Source organism: Leifsonia sp. Root4 (assembly GCF_001425085.1).
Taxonomy (GTDB): Bacteria; Actinomycetota; Actinomycetes; order Actinomycetales; family Microbacteriaceae; genus Microterricola.
Map to the genome: position 1 here is coordinate 624010 of NZ_LMDN01000003.1, position 18525 is coordinate 642534.

Annotated in this window: 20 protein-coding genes; 12 read left to right on the plus strand and 8 right to left on the minus strand. The window is 67.9% G+C overall.

The features are described from left to right. Positions 1 to 18 precede the first annotated feature (18 nt). Together ASC66_RS12585 and serB are read left to right on the plus strand one after the other, a co-directional pair. Positions 19 to 1260 carry a glucose-1-phosphate adenylyltransferase gene (locus tag ASC66_RS12585; RefSeq protein WP_055839984.1) on the plus strand — a complete coding sequence of 414 codons (1242 nt, stop codon included), beginning with the start codon at positions 19 to 21 and terminating at the stop codon, positions 1258 to 1260. Beyond that, complete coding sequence (gene serB / locus ASC66_RS12590) at positions 1257 to 1901, plus strand: phosphoserine phosphatase SerB (RefSeq protein WP_055839987.1); 645 nt, start codon at positions 1257 to 1259, stop codon at positions 1899 to 1901. Before ASC66_RS12585 ends, serB begins: the two co-directional genes overlap by 4 nt. A gap of 22 nt (positions 1902 to 1923) precedes the next feature. On the opposite strand, the gene ASC66_RS12595 is transcribed toward serB, so the two are convergent. Beyond that, positions 1924 to 2634, minus strand: a complete 711-nt coding sequence (locus ASC66_RS12595) for a beta-ketoacyl-ACP reductase (RefSeq protein WP_055839989.1) — start codon at positions 2632 to 2634, stop codon at positions 1924 to 1926. A 107-nt stretch (positions 2635 to 2741) separates the two neighbouring features. Between ASC66_RS12595 and ASC66_RS12600 the strand changes: the two genes are divergently transcribed. The 3 genes from ASC66_RS12600 to ASC66_RS12610 are packed head-to-tail and all read left to right on the plus strand — an operon-like array spanning position 2742 to position 4085. Beyond that, on the plus strand, positions 2742 to 3014 hold the full coding sequence (locus ASC66_RS12600) for a DUF3099 domain-containing protein (RefSeq protein ID WP_082492304.1): 273 nt from the start codon (positions 2742 to 2744) through the stop codon (positions 3012 to 3014). Next, on the plus strand, positions 3007 to 3243 hold the full coding sequence (locus ASC66_RS12605; protein WP_055839992.1) for a hypothetical protein: 237 nt from the start codon (positions 3007 to 3009) through the stop codon (positions 3241 to 3243). The genes ASC66_RS12600 and ASC66_RS12605 overlap by 8 nt, the downstream gene beginning before the upstream one ends. Next, on the plus strand, positions 3240 to 4085 hold the full coding sequence (locus ASC66_RS12610; protein WP_055839995.1) for an SURF1 family cytochrome oxidase biogenesis protein: 846 nt from the start codon (positions 3240 to 3242) through the stop codon (positions 4083 to 4085). Before ASC66_RS12605 ends, ASC66_RS12610 begins: the two co-directional genes overlap by 4 nt. On the opposite strand, the gene ASC66_RS12615 is transcribed toward ASC66_RS12610, so the two are convergent. Continuing rightward, positions 4082 to 4705 (minus strand): nitroreductase family protein, encoded by a 624-nt coding sequence (locus ASC66_RS12615; protein WP_055839997.1) that lies wholly within the window; start codon positions 4703 to 4705, stop codon positions 4082 to 4084. The two genes, ASC66_RS12610 and ASC66_RS12615, sit on opposite strands and share 4 nt — an antisense overlap. A 130-nt stretch (positions 4706 to 4835) precedes the next feature. Here ASC66_RS12615 and ASC66_RS12620 point away from each other — a divergent pair, with 130 nt between their 5' ends. Beyond that, complete coding sequence (locus tag ASC66_RS12620; protein ID WP_055839999.1) at positions 4836 to 7358, plus strand: transglycosylase domain-containing protein; 2523 nt, start codon at positions 4836 to 4838, stop codon at positions 7356 to 7358. Between the two features lies 1 nt (position 7359). Here ASC66_RS12620 and ASC66_RS12625 read toward each other — a convergent pair whose 3' ends face one another. Continuing rightward, a complete protein-coding gene (locus tag ASC66_RS12625; RefSeq protein WP_157509786.1) occupies positions 7360 to 7971 on the minus strand; it encodes a response regulator transcription factor in 612 nt (203 codons plus the stop codon). 91 nt (positions 7972 to 8062) lie between these two features. Between ASC66_RS12625 and ASC66_RS12630 the strand changes: the two genes are divergently transcribed. After that, positions 8063 to 8575 carry a GNAT family N-acetyltransferase gene (locus tag ASC66_RS12630; protein WP_055840005.1) on the plus strand — a complete coding sequence of 171 codons (513 nt, stop codon included), beginning with the start codon at positions 8063 to 8065 and terminating at the stop codon, positions 8573 to 8575. Positions 8576 to 8581: 6 nt separating this feature from the next. Here the strand turns inward: ASC66_RS12630 and ASC66_RS12635 are convergent, their stop codons facing one another. Continuing rightward, positions 8582 to 10180: an ABC-F family ATP-binding cassette domain-containing protein gene (locus tag ASC66_RS12635; protein ID WP_055840008.1), complete on the minus strand. Its 1599-nt coding sequence runs from the start codon at positions 10178 to 10180 to the stop codon at positions 8582 to 8584. A gap of 139 nt (positions 10181 to 10319) precedes the next feature. Between ASC66_RS12635 and ASC66_RS12640 the strand changes: the two genes are divergently transcribed. From ASC66_RS12640 to ASC66_RS12650, 3 genes are read left to right on the plus strand one after another with little or no spacing between them, the layout of a single operon-like run. Further along, positions 10320 to 11429, plus strand: coding sequence for a winged helix DNA-binding domain-containing protein (locus tag ASC66_RS12640; RefSeq protein WP_082492330.1), 1110 nt, complete (start codon positions 10320 to 10322; stop codon positions 11427 to 11429). Positions 11430 to 11444: 15 nt separating this feature from the next. Next, a complete protein-coding gene (locus tag ASC66_RS12645; protein ID WP_353612529.1) occupies positions 11445 to 12470 on the plus strand; it encodes an FUSC family protein in 1026 nt (341 codons plus the stop codon). Then, positions 12463 to 13077 (plus strand): TMEM175 family protein, encoded by a 615-nt coding sequence (locus ASC66_RS12650; protein ID WP_055840016.1) that lies wholly within the window; start codon positions 12463 to 12465, stop codon positions 13075 to 13077. The genes ASC66_RS12645 and ASC66_RS12650 overlap by 8 nt, the downstream gene beginning before the upstream one ends. Here the strand turns inward: ASC66_RS12650 and ASC66_RS12655 are convergent, their stop codons facing one another. The 3 genes from ASC66_RS12655 to ASC66_RS12665 form a co-directional block, all read right to left on the minus strand. Continuing rightward, positions 13078 to 14013 (minus strand): endonuclease/exonuclease/phosphatase family protein, encoded by a 936-nt coding sequence (locus tag ASC66_RS12655; protein WP_055840019.1) that lies wholly within the window; start codon positions 14011 to 14013, stop codon positions 13078 to 13080. An 84-nt stretch (positions 14014 to 14097) separates the two neighbouring features. After that, positions 14098 to 14658: a YceI family protein gene (locus ASC66_RS12660; RefSeq protein ID WP_055840022.1), complete on the minus strand. Its 561-nt coding sequence runs from the start codon at positions 14656 to 14658 to the stop codon at positions 14098 to 14100. A 98-nt stretch (positions 14659 to 14756) separates the two neighbouring features. Then, on the minus strand, positions 14757 to 15974 hold the full coding sequence (locus ASC66_RS12665) for a glycoside hydrolase family 3 N-terminal domain-containing protein (RefSeq protein WP_055840024.1): 1218 nt from the start codon (positions 15972 to 15974) through the stop codon (positions 14757 to 14759). A 57-nt stretch (positions 15975 to 16031) separates the two neighbouring features. Here ASC66_RS12665 and ASC66_RS12670 point away from each other — a divergent pair, with 57 nt between their 5' ends. Next, a complete protein-coding gene (locus ASC66_RS12670) occupies positions 16032 to 16844 on the plus strand; it encodes an oxygenase MpaB family protein (protein WP_235496888.1) in 813 nt (270 codons plus the stop codon). After that, the gene (locus tag ASC66_RS12675; protein WP_286145596.1) at positions 16841 to 17932 is read left to right on the plus strand and encodes an NAD(P)H-dependent flavin oxidoreductase; all 1092 of its coding nucleotides are present in this window, start codon (positions 16841 to 16843) and stop codon (positions 17930 to 17932) included. The genes ASC66_RS12670 and ASC66_RS12675 overlap by 4 nt, the downstream gene beginning before the upstream one ends. Positions 17933 to 17947: 15 nt before the next feature. On the opposite strand, the gene ASC66_RS12680 is transcribed toward ASC66_RS12675, so the two are convergent. Further along, a complete protein-coding gene (locus tag ASC66_RS12680) occupies positions 17948 to 18478 on the minus strand; it encodes a hypothetical protein (protein WP_157509787.1) in 531 nt (176 codons plus the stop codon). Between the last annotated feature and the right edge of the window lie 47 nt (positions 18479 to 18525).

Genomic DNA, 18525 nt, shown 5'->3' on the forward strand with positions numbered 1-18525 from the left:
CTGCCCTAGGGTGAAGTCATGAAGCCCAAGAAGATCTTCGGAATCGTCCTCGCCGGTGGCGAGGGCAAGCGACTGATGCCGCTCACAGAAGACCGTGCAAAGCCCGCCGTTCCCTTCGGCGGGCATTATCGCCTCGTGGACTTCGCACTGTCGAACCTGATCAACTCCGGGCTCTCGCAGATCGTCGTCCTGACGCAGTACAAGTCGCACAGTCTCGACCGTCACGTCTCACAGACGTGGCACGTCTCCGGCGTCGTGAACTCGTACATCGCCTCCGTGCCCGCGCAGCAGCGCCTGGGCAAGCGGTGGTTCAGCGGATCGGCCGACGCGATCCTGCAGAGCCTCAACCTGTTGCGCGACGAGAAGCCGGACATCGTCGTGGTGGTCGGAGCGGACCACGTCTACCGCATGGACTTCAGTCAGATGATCGAGGCGCACATTGCCTCCGGCGCGAAGGCGACCGTCGCCGCCATCCGCCAGCCCATCGACCAGGCCGACCAGTTCGGCGTCATCGACGTCGACCCGGACGCGCCGGAGTCGATCCGGGCGTTCCTCGAGAAGCCGCAGAACCCGGTCGGCCTCGCCGACGCCCCGCACGAGGTGCTTGCATCGATGGGCAACTACGTCTTCGACGCCGATGCCCTGATCGAGGCCGTGCTGCGCGATGGTGAGCGCACCGATTCCAGCCACGACATGGGTGGCGACATCATCCCCGACTTCGTGGCGCGCGGCGAGGCCGGTGTCTACGACCTGCGACGCAACGACGTGCCAGGCTCGACCGATCGCGACCGCTTCTACTGGCGCGATGTGGGAACGATCGACTCCTTCTTCGACGCGCACCAGGACCTCATCTCCGCGCTGCCCGTCTTCAACCTCTACAACGAGGCGTGGCCGATCTTCACCCAGCAGCGCAACTCCCCGCCCGCCAAGTTCGTCCGCGACGCGCACGGCGCGCTCGGCACGATGATCGACTCGATCGTCTCGCTCGGATCGCTCATCTCCGGTGCCCACATCGAACGCAGCGTGCTCGGTCCGTGGGTGCACGTCGACTCCGGCGCACAGGTGGTCGACTCGATCCTGTTCGAGCGCGTGCGCATCGAGGCCGGCGCCCGCGTCCTCCGCGCCGTTCTCGACAAGGACGTCGTCGTCGAGGCGGGAGCGACGGTCGGGGTCGACCTCGATCACGACCGGGCGCGCGGCTTCAGCGTGACGGCCTCGGGAATCACCGTCGTCGGCAAGGGTGTTACAGTCGCCGCATGAGCTCGCCGCGTTTCCTTGTTGTCCTCGATGCCGATTCCACCCTGATCCAAGACGAGGTCATCGAACTTCTGGCGGATGCCGCAGGCTCCCGTGAACTCGTCGCCGACGTCACGGAGCAAGCCATGCGCGGGGAACTCGATTTCGCCGAGAGCCTGCGCGCCCGCGTCGCGACGCTCGGCGGCCTGCCGGAGAGTGTCTTCGCCGAGGTCGGGGCCCTCATCCGGCCGACGCGGGGCGTGCACGAGCTGATCGCCGGGGTGCAGGCGGCAGGCGGACTCTTCGGGGTCGTCTCCGGTGGCTTCCACGAGCTCCTCGACCCGCTGGCTGCCCAGTTCGGCCTCGACAGCTGGCGTGCGAACCGTCTGGAGCTGGAGGACGGGAAACTCACGGGTCGCGTGTCCGGGCCGATCGTCGACGCGGCTGCGAAAGCGCACGCGCTGCAGGAGTGGGCCGATGCCGCCGGCATCCCGCTCAGCCGCACGGTCGCCGTCGGCGACGGCGCCAACGACCTCGCGATGATGGCCATCGCCGGCCTCTCGGTCGCGTTCAACGCCAAGCCGCGGGTGCGGGCGGAGGCCGACGTCGCCATCGACGTCGCCGACCTCGGCCAGGTGCTGCCGCTGCTCGGCCTGCGCGGCTGAACCGCTCAGGCCGCGATCGGGGCTAGTGCCCCATGCCGAGGCCGCCGTCGACCGGGATGACGGCTCCGGAGATGTAGGCTGCCTCGTCGCTGCCGACCCAGGCAACGACCTTGGCGACCTCGCTCGGCGTTGCGAAACGGCCGGCCGGGATGTTCTTCTTGTACTCCGCCTGCTGCTCGGCGGGGAGCGCGGCGGTCATGTCGGTCTCGATGAATCCGGGAGCAACGACATTCGCGGTGATGCCGCGGGCACCGAGTTCGCGGGTGATGGAGCGGGCCATGCCGACGAGGGCCGCCTTGGAGGCGGAGTAGTTGACCTGGCCGGGGCCGCCGTAGAGGCCGACGACGCTGGAGATGAGCACGATGCGGCCGTAACGGGCCTTGAGCATGCCCTTCGATGCCCGCTTCACGACGCGGAACGCACCGGTGAGGTTGGTGTCGATGACGTCGACGAAGTCCTCCTCGCTCATGCGCATGAGCAGCGTGTCGCGCGTGATGCCGGCGTTGGCAACGAGCACCTCGACCGGGCCGAGCTCTGCCTCGATCGCGGTGAAAGCGGCGTCGATCGATGCGGCATCCGTCACATCGGCTTGCACGGTGAAGGATCCGGCGGGCCCCTCACCGGAGCGCGCGGTCACGGCGACGCGGTGGCCTTGCGCCACGAACTCCTCGGCGATGGCGAAACCGATACCGCGGTTTCCTCCGGTGACGAGTACGGTGCGGGGCGTGGTCATGGTGTGGTCCAATCGGGCAGTGCTGACGAGCGAGGCGAACGGGCAAATCTGACCCAGTTTAGAGCGTCCTCACCGCCCCTCAGGAGACGTAGGCTTAAGGCAGAGCCATGAAGCAGCCATCGATCACCTCACTTCCCGTCTCCCCCGAGGTGGAGCGGCGCAATCGCATGCTCAAATACACGCTCGCGATGGGGATCCGCGTGCTCTGCGTGCTGTCCATGTTGTTCCTGGAAGGCTGGTGGCTGCTGCTGCCTGCGATCGGGGCCGTGGTGCTGCCGTACTTCGCGGTGGTCATCGCCAACGTCCCCTCGAAGGCGAAGTCGTCGAACATCCTGCGCCCCGGCGCTATCGAAAGGGCCTGGAAGCGCAAGAATGACTGACCTGATCGGGATGGGCCTCCTCGGCGGAGCGCTGCCCCGCGAAGCCTGTTCGCGCGCCGCGTGCTCGGCGGACGCCACGTGGCGCATCGACTGGCGCAACCCGCGCATCCACACCGGTGAACGGTTCAAGACCTGGTTGGCCTGCGACGAGCACATCGACTATCTGCGTGACTTCCTCGCGGCCAGGGAATTCCCGCTCACCGTGAGCGCCCTCGAGGACGCCCCGTGAGCGGCTGGCGTTTCCTGATCAGCAAACGCTGGGCCGGTTATCTGGCCCTCACCGTGCTCTTCGCGGTCGTCTGTGTCTTCCTCGGCAACTGGCAGCTCGCCAGGCGGGCAGAGGCCCAGGCCGAGATCCACCGCGTCGACAACAACTGGTCGGCCGAACCGGTTCCGCTCACCGAGGCCCTGCCAACGCTCGAGAGCTTCGATGAGTCCCAGAAGTGGCTCCCCGTCGTGATGGAGGGCAGCTACCTCCACGACGACGAGTTGCTGGTGCGCACGCGCCCGCGCGCGGGAATGCCCGGTTTCGAGGTGCTCACTCCCCTGCAACTGCCAGACGGCACCGTCTTCATCGTCAACCGTGGCTGGCTTCCGACCGGTTCAGCCCAGGATGCCCCGGATGTCGTGCCCTCCGCCCCGGAGGGCACCGTCACTGTCGTCGCCAGGCTCAAGGCCGGAGAGCCATCGCTGGCCGGCCGCAGCTCGAGCGGCAACCAGATCTCGACGATCCAGCTCAACGAGATCTCGGAACGACTCGGAACAGACAACTACACCGGTGCGTACGGGCTGATGATCTCGGAGAGCCCGGAGGCGATCGATCCGCGCCCGCTCGCCGTGATCAAGCCGCCACGCGATGAAGGCCCGCACCTCTCCTACGCCTTCCAGTGGTACGTGTTCGCGATCATGGCCTTCATCGGCCTGGGCTGGGCGGCCCGTCAGGAGTTCCGCGCGGTCAACATCGACGACCCGGCCGAGCGCAAGCGGGCGGCGGCGCGCGCGAAGAAGCAGTCGCTCAAGACGCGGAGCGATGCCGAGGTCGAAGACGAGATCCTCGACAACGCCCGCTAGGCGCGAGGCGTCTGCCAGCCGCCGCGATGCACGAGCGCGGCCGCGTCTTTCCGTGCCCGCCGGGTCGGCGAGCCGCTTGCCGCCGCGCTCCTGTCCGGGTGCCCGATCGTCATCGCGCCGACCGGTGTGAACTCCTCTGGGACGCCGAACTCGAGCCGGAATGCGTCAAGTCGCTCGCGGGGGATGCCGAAGAAGCACGCCCCGAGCCCCTCGTCCACAGCGGTCTGCAACACGAGCAGTGAGGCCATCCCGGCATCCACGTGCCAGTACGGAACACCCCACCTGGGCTCCTCGGCATCCGACCAGCCCTTGTCCGGCTGGGAGTAGCGCTCACGGTACGCGGCCTGTGACGACAGCGGCACAATGACAACGGGAGCACTCCGCATGCCGCTCAGCCAGCGGCTCTCGCCGGTGTTGCGGTCGTTCGGCGTCGTCGATGACCAGAAGCGCGCGACATCCTCTGCGGTGTCGAGGACGAGGAAGGCCCACCCCTGGGTGAAGCCGGCGTTCGGCGCGCGCACGGCGTTGCGCAGCATCCGGTCGACGGCCTCGGCGCTCACCGGCTCCTCGGAGTAGGAGCGAACCATGCGGCGGCCGTTCACGATGTCTTGGAAGTCCATGAGTACATGATCGCGGATTCGACGAGGAGCCCATCGCGAAGCTGGGAGAACGCCGGAATGGACTGTGTCTAAAGTCACATTTCCCGAGGAATCGCCCGGTTGCGCCCCCGCCCGCCCATAGCCTCTCCCCATGGCTGACGACGACCGTACACTCCTCGGCGCAACGGGCGCGTTCCTCTCCTTCGTTGCGGTGAGCGCCGTCGCAGCCGTGTTGGTCGCAGCGGCCATGACGCCGGCTGTCGCCGTTGCCGGTGTCGCGGCGACTGGCTCGATCGACATGTTCGAGAGCCTGCCGGACTACGTGGCGATCGGCGAACTGGCCGAGGGCTCCAACATCTACGCGACGAACGCCGACGGCACCTTCCACAAGCTCGCGACCTTCTACGAACAGAATCGCGAGGAGGTGGGTTGGGAGGCGATGTCCCAGTTCGCCAAGGATGCCGCGGTGGCCGTGGAGGACCCGCGCTTCTACGATCACGGCGGCATCGATCTGCAAGGCACGGTGCGCGCAGTGGCGCTCACGCTTCTCGACAACGAGGATCCGCAGGGCGGCTCCTCGATCACCCAGCAGTACGTCAAGAACGTGCGGGTGCAGAACGCGGTGATGGCTCCCGGCACCGAGGAGGAGCGCGAAACCGCGGTCGCGGCGGCGATCGAAACCACTCCCGAGCGCAAACTGCAGGAGATGCGCATGGCGATTGGTCTCGAGAAGAAGTACTCCAAGGACGAGATCCTGCGTGGCTACCTCAACATCGCCTACTTCGGCGGCACCGTGTACGGCATCGAGGCCGCGAGCAAGTACTACTTCGGCGGTGTCAGCGCGAAGGACCTGACCCTGGAGCAAGCGGCGAGCCTCATCGCCATCGTGAACAATCCGGAGAAGTTCCGGCTCGATCGTCCGGACAACGAGAACAACGGCACGGCCAACGCGTTCGGCGCCAATCACACGCGCCGGGACTACATCCTCGACAAGATGCTCGAACACAAGAAGATCACCGCGGAGCAGCACGCGGCCGCGATCGCCGTTCCCGTCGTCCCGGCCATCACGCCACCGAGCACCGGATGCCAGGCGGCCGGTGGATCCGGATTCTTCTGCGACTACGTCTACTGGACGATCCGGAACGACAACGCCTTCGGGGCGACCCCCGAGGAGCGCGACGAGCGGCTTCGCCGTGGCGGCCTCGACATCTACACCTCGCTCGACCTGGAGCTGCAGGTCACGACGGAAGCGGCCGTGAACGAGAACGTGCCGAGTGTCGACCCGCGCTTCGATGTCGGGGCGGCGGCCGTGACCGTGCAGCCGGGGACCGGCCGTGTGCTCGCCATGGCGCAGAACAAGGTCTTCAGCAATGATCCAGAGGTGCTCGCGGCGAGCGGCCCCGGCTGGACCTCCGTCAATTACAACACCGACATCGACTACGGCGGGTCGAGCGGGTTCCAGCCCGGATCCACGTACAAGGTGTTCACACTCGCCGAGTGGTTGAACGCGGGCCACTCGCTGCGGGAGTCCTTCGACGGGCGGAAGCGCGCATTCACGCGCTTCCCGGACAGCTGCGTCGGTGACTGGTCTGGCAGCTACGAGCCGCGCAACGACGACGGCCGCATCGCGAGCAACGCCGTCAACGCCACCAAGTGGTCGGTGAACTCCGGCTTCATGGCGATGGCGGCTCAGCTCGATCTCTGCAAGATCAAACAGACCGCCGAGGCCTTCGGCATCCATCGCGCCGACGGCGACCCGCTGCAGATGAACCCCGGCGATGTTCTCGGCAGCCAGGAGGTCGCCCCGATCACGATGGCCGCCGCATTCGCCGGTATTGCCAACGGCGGGCTCACCTGCTCCCCCATCGTGATCGACCGGATCCTTGACCGCACGGGCGCCGAGGTCACGCCGCCCGCGTCCACGTGCCGGCAATCGGTTGAGCCCTCCGTGGCAGCGGCGATGGCCTACGCGATGCAGGAGACCTTCTCCGGCGACGGCACCGCGGTTGCGTCGAACACGTACTCCGGCGTGCCGCACATCGGCAAGACCGGCACGACCGACTTCGCCAAGGACACCTGGATGATCGGGTCGAGCACGGTTGCCGCAACGGCGGTGTGGGTGGGCAACGTCAACTACGACGCGAACTTGCGCGAGCTGCGCTTCGAGAGTGGTGCCGCGGCGACGGCGCGCCACCGCATCTGGCCGCGGATCATGGCGAACGCCGATGCGCGCTGGGGCGGGGCGGCATTCGCGGAGCCGGACGACTCTGCCTTCCGCGTCGTCCTGGCCGACATCCCTGACGTTCGAGGCAAGACGCTCGACGAGGCACGTTCGCTCATCGAGGACGCGGGCTTCGGCACGGAGGATGCGGGGCCGCAGGATTCCGAGCTGCCCGCCGGTCAGGTGTCTGGCACAACCCCATCCGGCAGTGCCCCACGCGGCTCCGTCGTCGGGGTGCACACGAGCAACGGGGCGCTGGTGCTGATGCCCACTGTGATCGGCATGAAGGAGAAGGACGCGCGTGCCGCGCTCTCCGCCTTCGCTGTTACAACCTCGGTTCAGCCCGTCACCGTTCCCTCACAGGATGGCACGGTGTCCGCGAGCAACCCCGCGGGCGGCACGCCGATCAGAGCGGGCAGCGCGGTGACGATCACCGTCGGGAAGCTCCCCTAGATCAGGCCATGTCCAGCTGGCCGACCGTTCGGGCCAGATTGATCGCGTCGATGCGAGAGCGCGCGCCCAGCGCGACGAAGGCGTCGGAGAGGTGGCGCTTCACGGTTCCGACGGAGATGTAGAGCTGTTCCGCGATCTGGGCGTTCGACATCCCACCGGCTGCGAGGGAGAGCGTCTGGGCCTGTCGAGCGGTCAGGAGCGGCGCCGGTGCCCGCCGTGGGCCCGCGGTCTCGACCAATGAAGCCACGGCGGCAAGGAGCAGGGCCGGACTCGCGTCGTGGTGCAGCACAGCGCCACGCGGCCGGCCGTTGATCACGCGGACCGCCTCGGACATGCGGGGCGCGTCGAAGCCGAGCACCGCCGCGTCGGGCCCGACATCGCTGATGACGCGTTCGATCGCGGAAAGCCGGTCAGGGATGTCCAGATCGAGCAGCAGGAGATCCGGTGCGGACTCGGCAATGAGAGCCCGCGCACCGCTGAGCGTTGCCGCCTGCGCCACCACGGTGACGCGTGTGTTGTTTGACAGGATCGTGACCATCGCCACGCGCAACAACGCGCGCGGCGAGACGAGCACCGCCCGCACATCCCCGCCGTTTCCCCCCGGAACCGTCACTGCCACTCTCCCCCGAGTACTGGTGAGAGGAATCTATCCTCCTTTTCGAGTGGGCGCCAGCCAGCGCCCCGCCGGCTGAGAGGATGGAGACATGCTGATCGATCTCGTCCTCCCGGCAGTCCTCGACACCCGCACGGGAGGCCTCACCCTGCGGCGGGCGAGCGCGCGCGACCTCGACGCGCTGATGACGCTGCTCTCCGATGACCCGATCAGCAGTTCGCGAGGTGACACCGCCGACGTCGGTGACCGCGACGCCTACCAGGCGGCGCTGGAGCAGATCCTCGCGGATGCCGCGAACGAGCTGCTCGTGGTCGTCGATGGCTCAGATGTGCCCATCGCGACGATGCAGCTGACGCGGATCCCCGGAATGGCGCGCCGCGGTTCGACGCGCCTTCTCGTCGAGGCGGTGCGGGTGAGCAGCGCGCTCCGCTCAGCCGGAATCGGCGGTGCGATGATGCGCTGGGTCACCGACACGGCGGCTCCGACGCTCGGATCCACCCTTGTGCAGCTCACCTCGGACGCCGCGAGGACCGACGCGCACCGATTCTACGAGCGGCTCGGCTTCATCGGCTCCCACGTGGGGTTCAAGTACCCCGTCGGCTAGCCGCGCCTAGGCGAGGGCGATGAGGTCGGCGTAATCCTTGTTCCAGTGGTCCTCGACACCGTCGGGAAGAATGAGCACGCGCTCGGGGTTCAGCGCCTCGACGGCACCCGGGTCGTGGCTGACCAGGACGACGGCGCCCTCGAAGTGCGCGAGCGCGTCGAGGATCTCGAGGCGGCTCGCGGGGTCGAGGTTGTTTGTCGGCTCATCGAGCAGCAGAACGTTGGCGCCGGAGACGACGATCATGGCCAGGGCCAGACGCGTCTTCTCGCCACCGGAGAGCACGCCGGCCTTCTTGTGGCCGTCGTCGCCCGTGAACAGGAACGAGCCGAGCACCTTGCGGGCCTCGGTTTCGGTGATGTTCGGCGAGGAAGACACCATGTTCTCGAGCACGGTGCGGTTGACGTCGATCGTCTCGTGCTCCTGCGCGAAGTAACCGATGCGCAGGCCGTGGCCGGGCTGGATCGAGCCGGTGTCCGGCTGGTCCGCTCCGCCGAGGATACGCAGCAACGTCGTCTTTCCCGCACCGTTCAAACCGATGATGACGACCTTGGAGCCGCGGTCGATCGCCAGGTCGACGGCGGTGAAGATCTCCAGCGAACCGTAGCTCTTGCTGAGGTTCTCCGCCATGAGCGGAGTCTTGCCGCAGGCTGCCGGTGTCGGGAAGCGGAGCTTCGCGACGCGATCGGCGACGCGCACCTCGTCGAGGCCGGCGAGCAGCTTCTCGGCGCGGGCGACCATCTGGTGCGCGGCGGCGGCCTTGGACGCCTTGGCGCCGAAGCGGGCGGCCTGCATCTGCAGCACGCCTGCCTTCTTCTCGGCGTTGGAGCGTTCCTTCTTGCGACGCTCCTCGTCGGCTGCACGCTGACGCTGGTAGTTCTTCCAGTTCATGTTGTAGGTGTCGATCACCATGCGGTTGGCGTCGAGGTAGAACACCCGGTTCACGGTCTCGCCGACGAGCTCGATGTCGTGGGTGATCACGATGAAGCCGCCCTTGTAGTTCTTCAGGAACTCGCGCAGCCAGACGACGGAATCGGCGTCGAGGTGGTTCGTCGGCTCATCGAGGATCATCGTGCCGGCATCCGAGAACAGGATGCGGGCGAGCTCGATGCGGCGGCGCTGACCACCGGAGAGGGTCTTGAGAGGCTGCTCGAGGATGCGGTCGGGCAAGTTGAGGTTGCTCGCGATGGACGCGGCCTCTGCCTCTGCGGCATAGCCGCCGAGCGCCTGGAAGCGGTCGGTGAGGTTGCCGTACTTCTTCATACCGGCAGCGGCGACGGCCTCGTCGCCGCTGCCCATGTCGATCGTGGCCTGCTGCATCTCCAGCACGATGGTGCCGAGGCCGCGGGCGTCGAGGATGCGGGTGCGGGCCAGCATCTCCGGGTCGCCCGAGCGCGGGTCCTGCGGCAGGTAGCCGATCTCGCCGGTGCGTTCGATGGTGCCGCCGGTCGGCAGGGTCTCCCCCGCGAGGGTCTTGGTCAGCGTGGTCTTGCCTGCACCGTTGCGGCCGACCAGCCCAATCTTGTCACCGGCGGATACGCGAAAGCTCACGTTCTCCATGAGTACGCGCGCTCCGACGCGAATCTCGAGGTCTTGAACGTTCAGCACGGCGCATCCGTTTCGATTGAGGACAAGCGATGTCCGGGAGGTGTGGGGGTGGGTGCGCACGGTCATCCGAAATGAGGCGCAACTCACCATTCTACCGAAGCTCACCCTGCACAAGTGCCCGATGCAGAATACTGGGGTGATGGCACGGCCAACCGCCCAGCGTGAGCTCACGTTTCTGCGTGCCAGAGCGCAGGGGCTTTTCCCCGCCGATGCCGCGCAACCGGCTGTCGTCACTGACCGCTTGCTCGCGCTCCAGGCACAGGATCTCGCGGCCGCGAAGTGGGCGCTCGGAGCCCGGATCCCAGGTGCGACGCTCGCATCGATCGACTCGGCGATCGACAGCGGCGAGATCGTGCGCTCCTGGCCGATGCGCGGAACACTGCACCTGGTGCCCGGCATTGACCTCGCGTGGATGCTGCAGTGCACGACCGAGCGCCTGCTGCACCAGGCCAGGCTCACGCACGAGCGGCAGGGCCTGACCGGCGCGGTCTACGAACGGGCGCGGGAGCTGGCCGTCGAGGCGCTCTCTGGCGGCCGAAGCCTGACCCGCGACGAGTTCCAGGCGCTGCTGGAACGCCACGGCATCGCGACCGCCGACGGACGCGGCTACCACCTGATCTGGTACCTCGCGCAGACGGGAACGCTGTGCTGGGGGCCGACGGTGGGCAGCGCACAGGCGCTGGTGCTGCTGGACGAGTGGGTTCCCGGGCCCCGGACACTCGATCGCGATGAGGCGCTGGCGGAGTTCCTGCTGCGCTACGTCCGCGGGCACGGCCCGGCAACCCTGCAGGATTTCGTGTGGTGGAGCAAGGTGACCGTTGCCGAGGCGAAACGCGGGCTGGCGGTCGCACGACCGCTGCTGGCCGAGCGGCGCTTCGGGGAGACGAGCTACTGGGTCGCGGCGGAGGCGGATGGGGTTGTGATCGATGAGGCCGAACGGCGCCGCTTCGCGGCATCCGTGTGGCTGCTGCCGGCATTCGACGAGTACTTCCTCGGGTACCGGGATCGGGAGCCGGCGGCCGACCTCGAGCACCACGGACGCATCGTGCCGGGCAAGAACGGCGTGTTCCAGCCGATCATCGTCGCCGGCGGCCGCGTCGTCGGAACGTGGAAGCGGCGGGCGAGCGGTGGCTCTCGGCTGCAGGTCACGGCCGAGCCCTTCGCCGAGCTGAGCGCGGGGCAGCTGGCCGGCGTCCGACGGGAGGGGCGCCGCTACGCGCGCTTTCTGGGGCTCACCCTGCAGGACTAGCCTGAGGGGGTGCGAATGACTTCTCGCATCCAGGCCCCGAGCCGGGTGCCTCTGCTGCAGGTGACGAAGGTGGCCGTCGCGTCGGTGCTCGCCTGGCTGGTCGCACAGCTGCTGCTGCCGACCGACATGCCGATCTTCGCGGCGATCGCCGCGCTGCTCGTCGTGCAGCCGAGCGTCAACCAGACCCTCGGCCGCGCCATCGAACGCTCCGTCGGGGTCATCGCCGGCGTCATCATCGCCACCGTCATCGCCCAGCTGTTCGGCGAGAGCGAGTGGATCATCCTGGCGAGCATTGTCGTGGCGATCTTCATCGGCTGGGCGTTGCGGCTCACCCCGGCATCCGCGAACCAGATCCCCATCAGCGCGATGCTCGTGCTCGCACTCGGCACCACGACGCCAGGCTATGCAGTCGAGCGCATCATCGAGACCCTGATCGGCGCGACGATCGGTTTCATCGTGACGATCAGCATCGCCCCGCCCGTGCTGCTGGCACCGGCCCAGGACAGCGTCGCGGCCCTCGGCCGGGAGGTGGCAGCGACGATCGATCGACTCGCGGTCGCGCTCGAGAAGCCGCTACGTCCTGCCGAGCTCGAGGAACTGCTGCTGAACGCCCGGCTTCTCCGCCCGATGCAGGCGAAGGCGGCCGATGCCGTGAAGCAGGGCAGGGAGAGCCTGTCGTTCAACCCGCGCCGCTCGCGGCTCGGCAGCGCCGTCGAGGCGGAGGCCGCGATGCTCGACCGGCTCTCGCCGTTGGTCAACCGTGTGCTCGGCATGACCAGGGCGGTGCGTGACCACTACGACGACAGCCTGCGGCAGGAGCCGACGGTGCGCGCGATCTCCGTCGAGCTCAAACGCGCGGCCCACGACCTGCTCCTGCTCGTCGAGCCGAGCGGGGACGCCCTCTCGGCCCGCGAGGTCGTTGAACCGCCCATGCTCACCGCTCCCCTGGTGATCGCCACCCCACATCCGGAGCACTGGATTCTCATCGGATCGTTGATGGAGGATCTGCGGCGGGTCCGCGAGGAGATCGTCGGTGAGTGATCAGCCGCGCCTGCTCTCGCCCCGACGCCTCGAGGCGTTTTCCGATGGGGTGTTCGCGATCGCGGCGACGCTTCTGGTGCTCGACCTCTCGGTCGACCACCTCGGGTCCATCGGCAGCAACGACCAGCTGTGGCGTGCACTCGGCGCCATCTCAGAGAGCGTGCTCAGTTTCGTCATCAGCTTCCTGCTGTTGTGCATGCTGTGGATGGTGCACGCGCGGCAGTTCGAGCATGTCAGGCGCGTCGATGACACCGTGCTCTGGCTCAACTCCTTGCGTCTGCTCGGCGTCGTGCTCATCCCGTTCACAACGAGCCTGAACGCCGACTTCAGCGAGCTCCTGCTCGGCCGGCTGGTGCTGCCACTGAACTTCTTGTGGGTGTTGCTGTTCGACTGGGCGCTGTGGCGCTATGTCACGACGTCGCCTCGCGGTCTGCTCGGCGAGCTGTCGACGGAGGAGGTGCGCGCCAGCAGCAGGAGAGCGCTCGGCGCTGTCATCATCGGACTCGTCGTGGTTCTGCTCGCACCCGTCATCGGGTCGTGGGCATTTCTCGCGTTCGCGGTCGCTCCGCTCGCGGACGCAGCCCTCAGCCGGCGCCGACGGGGCTGATCACAGCAGGAAGCTGGTGAGGACGGCCAGATGGTCGCTCTCCCCCGCCTCCATGACGGAACTCTCCTGTGCCTCGAGCCCGTGCTGGAAGATGTGGTCGATGCGAGCGATCGGCATTCCGCTCGGCCAGGTGAAGCCGAGTGACGCCGTACTGCGGTTGGGCTCGGACACGCTGCGCTGCAGCGCGCGCAGAGCCGGGTCGGTGCTCGTGGCGTTGAAGTCACCCATCACGAGCACTCGCTCGTTCTCGTCACGCTCGACGATTGCGGCCAGTTCCGTGAGCATCCCGTCCCGATCGCTCTGGGCGCCCGGCCGCAGCGACGCGGCGTGCACGACGTAGACGCTGACCAGACCGGATGGGGTCTCCAGATCGGCGGCCAGCGCTCGGTTCCAGCCGAGATCAAGGTCAAGCGGTTGTTCGTTGACGATCGGGTACCGACTCCAGAGCCCCACAGTGCCGACGGCGTAGGAGTACGGGTGAGATTCGTTCAGCGCCTCGGAGGCCGCTTCCCTGGCGGCACCATCGAGCTCTTCGAGTGCGATCACATCGGCGTCGGCACCCGCCAGAGCCAGCGCCGACTCTGCGGCCGTCCCGGAGCCCGCCTGCACGTTCTGGCTCGCCACGGTGAGCGTCTCCGGTGCCGTGTCGGCGGATGCCGGTGCCGCCAGGGGCAGCAGCAGCGGCCCGATCACGACCAGCCAGGCGAGCAGCGGCACTCCGGCGACAAGCCACGCCCGGCGGCGTCGGGTCAGCAGCGCTGCGATGACGAGCACGGGAACCAGCAGCACGAGCCACGGCAGCGCCGTGGCGATCGCGGTGCCTATGGCCCCGGGGATCAGTGGGTGGGCCAGGAATGCGACGGCCAGCAGTACGGCCGCAACGGCGATGAGGCGCGCTGCGGCGCGCGCGCCTGGGGCCGTGCGGGTCTGTGCCATATTGTCCATCCTGAGCGAGAGCGCATGTGAGAAAACCGAGAGGGGGCCGTGGCATCAGCCACGGCCCCCTCTCGGTGCACGGAATTACGCCTCGAGCTGCGCCTGGAGCTCGAGCGAAATCGTGACGGTGTCGCCGAGGAGCATGCCGCCGGTCTCGAGGGCCGCGTTGTACGTCAGGCCGAAGTCCTCACGGTTGACCACTGCCTTCGCCGTCGCGCCACCCTTGTAGTTGCCGTAGGGGTCGCCGCCGAAGCCGCCGAAGTCGAACTCGAAGGTGACCGGCTTGGTGACACCCTTCATGGTGAGGTCGCCGTCGACGAGGAACTCGCCCTTGACGACGCGCACGCCGGTCGACACGAAGTCGATCGTCGGGTAGGTCTCGGCCTCAAAGAAGTCGCCCGTGCGCAGGTGACCGTCGCGGTTCGGCTCGTTCGTGTTGATCGACGCGACCTCGGCGGATGCCGTGACGGAGGAGTCGAGCGGGTTCTCACCCGTGACGAAGGTCGCGTTGAAGCGCTCGAACTTGCCCTTCACCTTGCTGATCATCAGGTGACGGATGCTGAATCCGACCTCGCTGTGGGTGGGGTCAATGGTCCAGGTTCCCGCGCGGTATCCGGGAATGGTGGTTTCGAGCGTTGCAGTCATGTGACTTCCTTCTACGTGGTTGGGGGCCGGGTTCACGGCCGTGATACATGCAAACGCATTGTCTTTCGCGGGTATTCCGCGTTGTCCGAAAGTTTTTCTCAGATGTTCTCGCGCAGGCGGAGTGCTGCGAGGGCATCGGTGTCGATCTGCTCGGCCGAGATGTGACCGGAGCGCACGGCATCCGCGGCGCCGCTGATGAGCGCATCGATGTCGACCCCGATCGTGGCCGGATCGGCCGGCAGCGTGTACAGCACGATGCTGGTGCCGGCGGCGAAAGCCGCGATCACGTTCTGCACCGGGTCGGCGTAGCGCGGGTCGCCGGAGTCCTGCAGCATGCGCATATCGTCGGAGATGCTGAGCCCGGTGAAGCCGAGTTGTTCGCGCAGAATGTGGTGCCAGGCCGAGGAGAGACTCGCCGGCTGTGCATCGACGGCCGGATACGCCAGGTGCCCGAACATCACGAAGTCGGCGCCCGCGTCGATTCCGGCACGGAACGGTGCCGCCTCCTGCCGCTGCCAGTCGACGTAACGCATCTCAGTGCTCGGGATGCCGACATGCGAATCTCCGGGGGCGGCTCCGTGCCCGGGGAAGTGCTTGAGCGTGCTGAGCACGCGGTCGCCTTCGCCGGTGACGGCCGCGGAGACGCGCGCGCCGGCCGATGCGGCATCGCCGCCGAGCGAACGGCCGTAGATGAACGACGACGGGTCGGCGCTGATATCGGCGACCACGCCGAAATTGATGGAGACCCCGGCTGCGGCCAACACGGTCGATCGCGCCTGGAATGCCGCTTCCGTCGCCTCGACGGGGAGCCCGCGGAGCTGGTCGGCGCCCGGCGCAGGGTCGGGTCCGACGCGCACGACCTCCCCGCCCTCCTGATCGATGCCGATGAACGGGGGAAACTCGTCATCACCGCGAATGGCCGCCGTCATCGCAGCGAGAGCGGCCGTGTCACTCGTCTCTGTCCCGCCCGGGATGTTGGCTCCCATGAGGATCACCCCACCGAGCCCGTATCGATCGACGAATGCGCGCTGCGCCGCCCCATCCGTTCCCGGCGTGTGCAAGATCATCAGGCTGGCGATCTTCTGCTCCAGCGTCATGGCGGCGAGTGCGGCTTCCGCCGGATCCGGCGCCGCACTCGGGCTCGGGGTGGCGGTCGGCACCGTGTCAGCGGGCGTCGGCCGCTCCGCAGAGGGCCCGGCGCCGCTCATGCACCCGGAGACGCCCAGCAGGAGCACCGGCGCGAGCAGCACAGACGCCAGTCGCGCGATCCGGATTCGTGGGGCGCTGCCGGATCGGGCCGTTGATGCTCTGCTCATTGTGAGGAGTGTAGCTCGCTGCTCTGACGCTCAGCCGGGAGGAGTAGCGTGCTGCCTGTGACGACTCCCACTCAGCTTCCCCTTCGCCTGAACGATGTCGCCGGTGAAGCGGCGCTGCTCGGGGGCGGCGGAGCCGCGATCCTGCTGCAGCTCGCGCACCCGGCGGTCGCACGCGGCGTGGCCAGGCACAGCGACTTCTCCGAGCGCCCGCTCGACCGCCTCTTCGGAACGCTCGACTACGTGTACACGATCGCGTTCGGAGACGAGGAGATGGTGGCATCCGTGGTGCGCCGGGTGAACAGGGCGCATGGCCCCGTGCACGGCAAGCGCGCTGAGCCCGCGTACAACGCCGTCGACCCCGAACTGCAACTGTGGGTGGCGGCGACACTGTATTACGCGGCGATGCAGGTGCAGGATCGTCTGCTCGGCAGCCTCGACGACGCCTCAGCCGAGGCCGTCTACCTCGACTACGCCGCGCTCGGGGCCCGTTTGCAGATGCCGGCGGAGCTCTGGCCGAGCGACCGCGACGGGTTCGAGCGCTATTGGGAGGGGATGCTCGCTCAGCTGGAGCCGAGTCACGAGAGCCGCACGGTGGTGCAGGCGCTGATGCATCCGCGCACGGTTCCATTCGCCGCACGGGCTGCGATGCCCCTGATTCGACTCGTCAGCACTGGACTGCTCCCGCCCGCCGTCCGCGCGCTGCACGGGCTGCACTGGGACTCCCGGCGACAGCTGCGCTTCGACCGGGTGTTCCGGATCACCCGCTTCGTCTACCCTCGGCTGCCCAGGAACGCTCGCGTGTGGCCCCGCGAGCGTTCGCTGGCGCGGGTACGCCGCGCGATGTCAGAGCCGCGCGGAGGTCGGCGGTGACCGGCGCGTGGCGGGACACCGCTCTGACGCGGGCTCTCGGCATGGAGCTGCCGATTGTGCTCGGGGCGTTTGGCGGCCTGTCGTCTGTGGCACTCACCGCCGCCGTCAGCAACGCCGGAGGGCTCGGCAGCTTCGGCCTCTACGGCTACGACGCTGAGCGCATCCGAGCGACGGCGCTGGCCCTGCGCGAGCACACCGGGCGCCCCTTCGTCTTGAACCTGTGGCTACCGAGCGGAGACCAGAACCCACAGACGGACGACAGCTCGTTCCGCGCCTGGCTCGCACCGCTGGAACCGTACTTCGCCGAACTCGGAATCGCGCTGCCGATCCAGCCGCCGCGCTACCTTCCCGACTTCGATGAGCAGTTCGATGCGCTGCTGAACGCTCGACCGGCGGTGGCCAGCTTCGTGTTCGGCGTTCCTTCCGAACGCCAGATCGAACAGCTGCACTCGGTGGGAACCAGGGTGATCGGAACGGCGACGACCGTTGCGGAGGGTCGTGCGCTCGCTGCGGCCGGGGTCGACGCGGTGATCGCGACCGGCTTCGAGGCCGGCGGTCACCGCGTCTCATTCCTGGCCGAGCCGGAGAACTCACTCATCGGGCTCCTCGCCCTGGTGCCGCAGCTCGTCGATGCCGTCGACGTGCCCGTGATCGCGGCCGGTGGCATTGCAGATGCACGCGGGGTCGCTGCGGCTCTGACGCTCGGGGCATCCGCCGCGCAGCTGGGCACGGCCTTCCTGGTCTGCACCGAATCGGCGATTTCTGATGCGCACCGTTCGCGCATCCTCGGTGCGGATACAGAGAGCACGGATGCCGAGAGCACGGTGCTCACGCGCTTTTTCAGCGGGCGGCTGGCCCGCGGCATCCCGAATCGCATGCTCAGAGAACTGGAGTCATCTGGCACAGCGCCGGCGCCGTTCCCTGTTCAGAATTGGCTGACGGCACACGTGAAGGCCGAGGCGGCGAGGCGCGGCGATTCCGAGCTCATGTCGCTGTGGGCGGGGCAGGCCGCACCACTGGTGCGGCAACGGGACGCGGCCGAGCTGGTTGGCGCGCTCGCACGCGGCACCGACGCACTCCTGCCATAGCTCTGGGCCCGTGGCTCAGAAGAAGTCGGCGTCGACTCCGGCTGCTCGTTCGACATCCCCGGTCGAGATGCGGGCGGCGTCAAGTTTCACCTTGGCCACACGCAGTGCGGACTCCAGCTGAGCCGCCCAGACATCGGATTCGCGGGCGGCGGCCTCGGCGGCGGCCACACGCTCGATGGCGAGCTCTCGCTCGCGTTGGGCGGCGCGCACCTGCTGCATGCTGAGCGTGATGCCGTAGTAGGCAGCGACGATGGACGCGATCGGGGTTGCGATCACGGCGAGTGCGGCGACGGTGGCACTTGTGGGACTGAAGATCGCCAGCAGGCCGAACGCGAAAAACAGCGCGACGACGCCGACGATGACCACGAGCATCAGACGGATGTTCTGATCGGCGGTCAGGCGCGGTTTCGGCGCCGTGAGATCCTCGGGCGACTCGGCCTGCGCGGCCTGCGCGTACCCGCCCGGCGCTGCAGTCGGATCGGGCTGCACGGCGTTCTCTGACCACACTGCTGCGGTGTCGCGTTGGATCTCGTGCGGATCGCTCATCATTGGCCTTTCACCGAGTGACACCGATCGCGCCACGTGCCCATTGT

Bases quoted from the DNA above. Each gene is read 5' to 3' on its own strand.
- ASC66_RS12665 (WP_055840024.1), bottom strand. From the start codon at position 15,974: ATGAGCAGAGCATCAACGGCCCGATCCGGCAGCGCCCCACGAATCCGG.
- serB (WP_055839987.1), top strand. From the start codon at position 1,257: ATGAGCTCGCCGCGTTTCCTTGTTGTCCTCGATGCCGATTCCACCCTG.
- ASC66_RS12655 (WP_055840019.1), bottom strand. From the start codon at position 14,013: ATGGCACAGACCCGCACGGCCCCAGGCGCGCGCGCCGCAGCGCGCCTC.
- ASC66_RS12630 (WP_055840005.1), top strand. From the start codon at position 8,063: ATGCTGATCGATCTCGTCCTCCCGGCAGTCCTCGACACCCGCACGGGA.
- ASC66_RS12605 (WP_055839992.1), top strand. From the start codon at position 3,007: ATGACTGACCTGATCGGGATGGGCCTCCTCGGCGGAGCGCTGCCCCGC.
- ASC66_RS12600 (WP_082492304.1), top strand. From the start codon at position 2,742: ATGAAGCAGCCATCGATCACCTCACTTCCCGTCTCCCCCGAGGTGGAG.
- ASC66_RS12640 (WP_082492330.1), top strand. From the start codon at position 10,320: ATGGCACGGCCAACCGCCCAGCGTGAGCTCACGTTTCTGCGTGCCAGA.
- ASC66_RS12645 (WP_353612529.1), top strand. From the start codon at position 11,445: ATGACTTCTCGCATCCAGGCCCCGAGCCGGGTGCCTCTGCTGCAGGTG.
- ASC66_RS12615 (WP_055839997.1), bottom strand. From the start codon at position 4,705: ATGGACTTCCAAGACATCGTGAACGGCCGCCGCATGGTTCGCTCCTAC.
- ASC66_RS12585 (WP_055839984.1), top strand. From the start codon at position 19: ATGAAGCCCAAGAAGATCTTCGGAATCGTCCTCGCCGGTGGCGAGGGC.
- ASC66_RS12595 (WP_055839989.1), bottom strand. From the start codon at position 2,634: ATGACCACGCCCCGCACCGTACTCGTCACCGGAGGAAACCGCGGTATC.
- ASC66_RS12620 (WP_055839999.1), top strand. From the start codon at position 4,836: ATGGCTGACGACGACCGTACACTCCTCGGCGCAACGGGCGCGTTCCTC.
- ASC66_RS12680 (WP_157509787.1), bottom strand. From the start codon at position 18,478: ATGAGCGATCCGCACGAGATCCAACGCGACACCGCAGCAGTGTGGTCA.
- ASC66_RS12660 (WP_055840022.1), bottom strand. From the start codon at position 14,658: ATGACTGCAACGCTCGAAACCACCATTCCCGGATACCGCGCGGGAACC.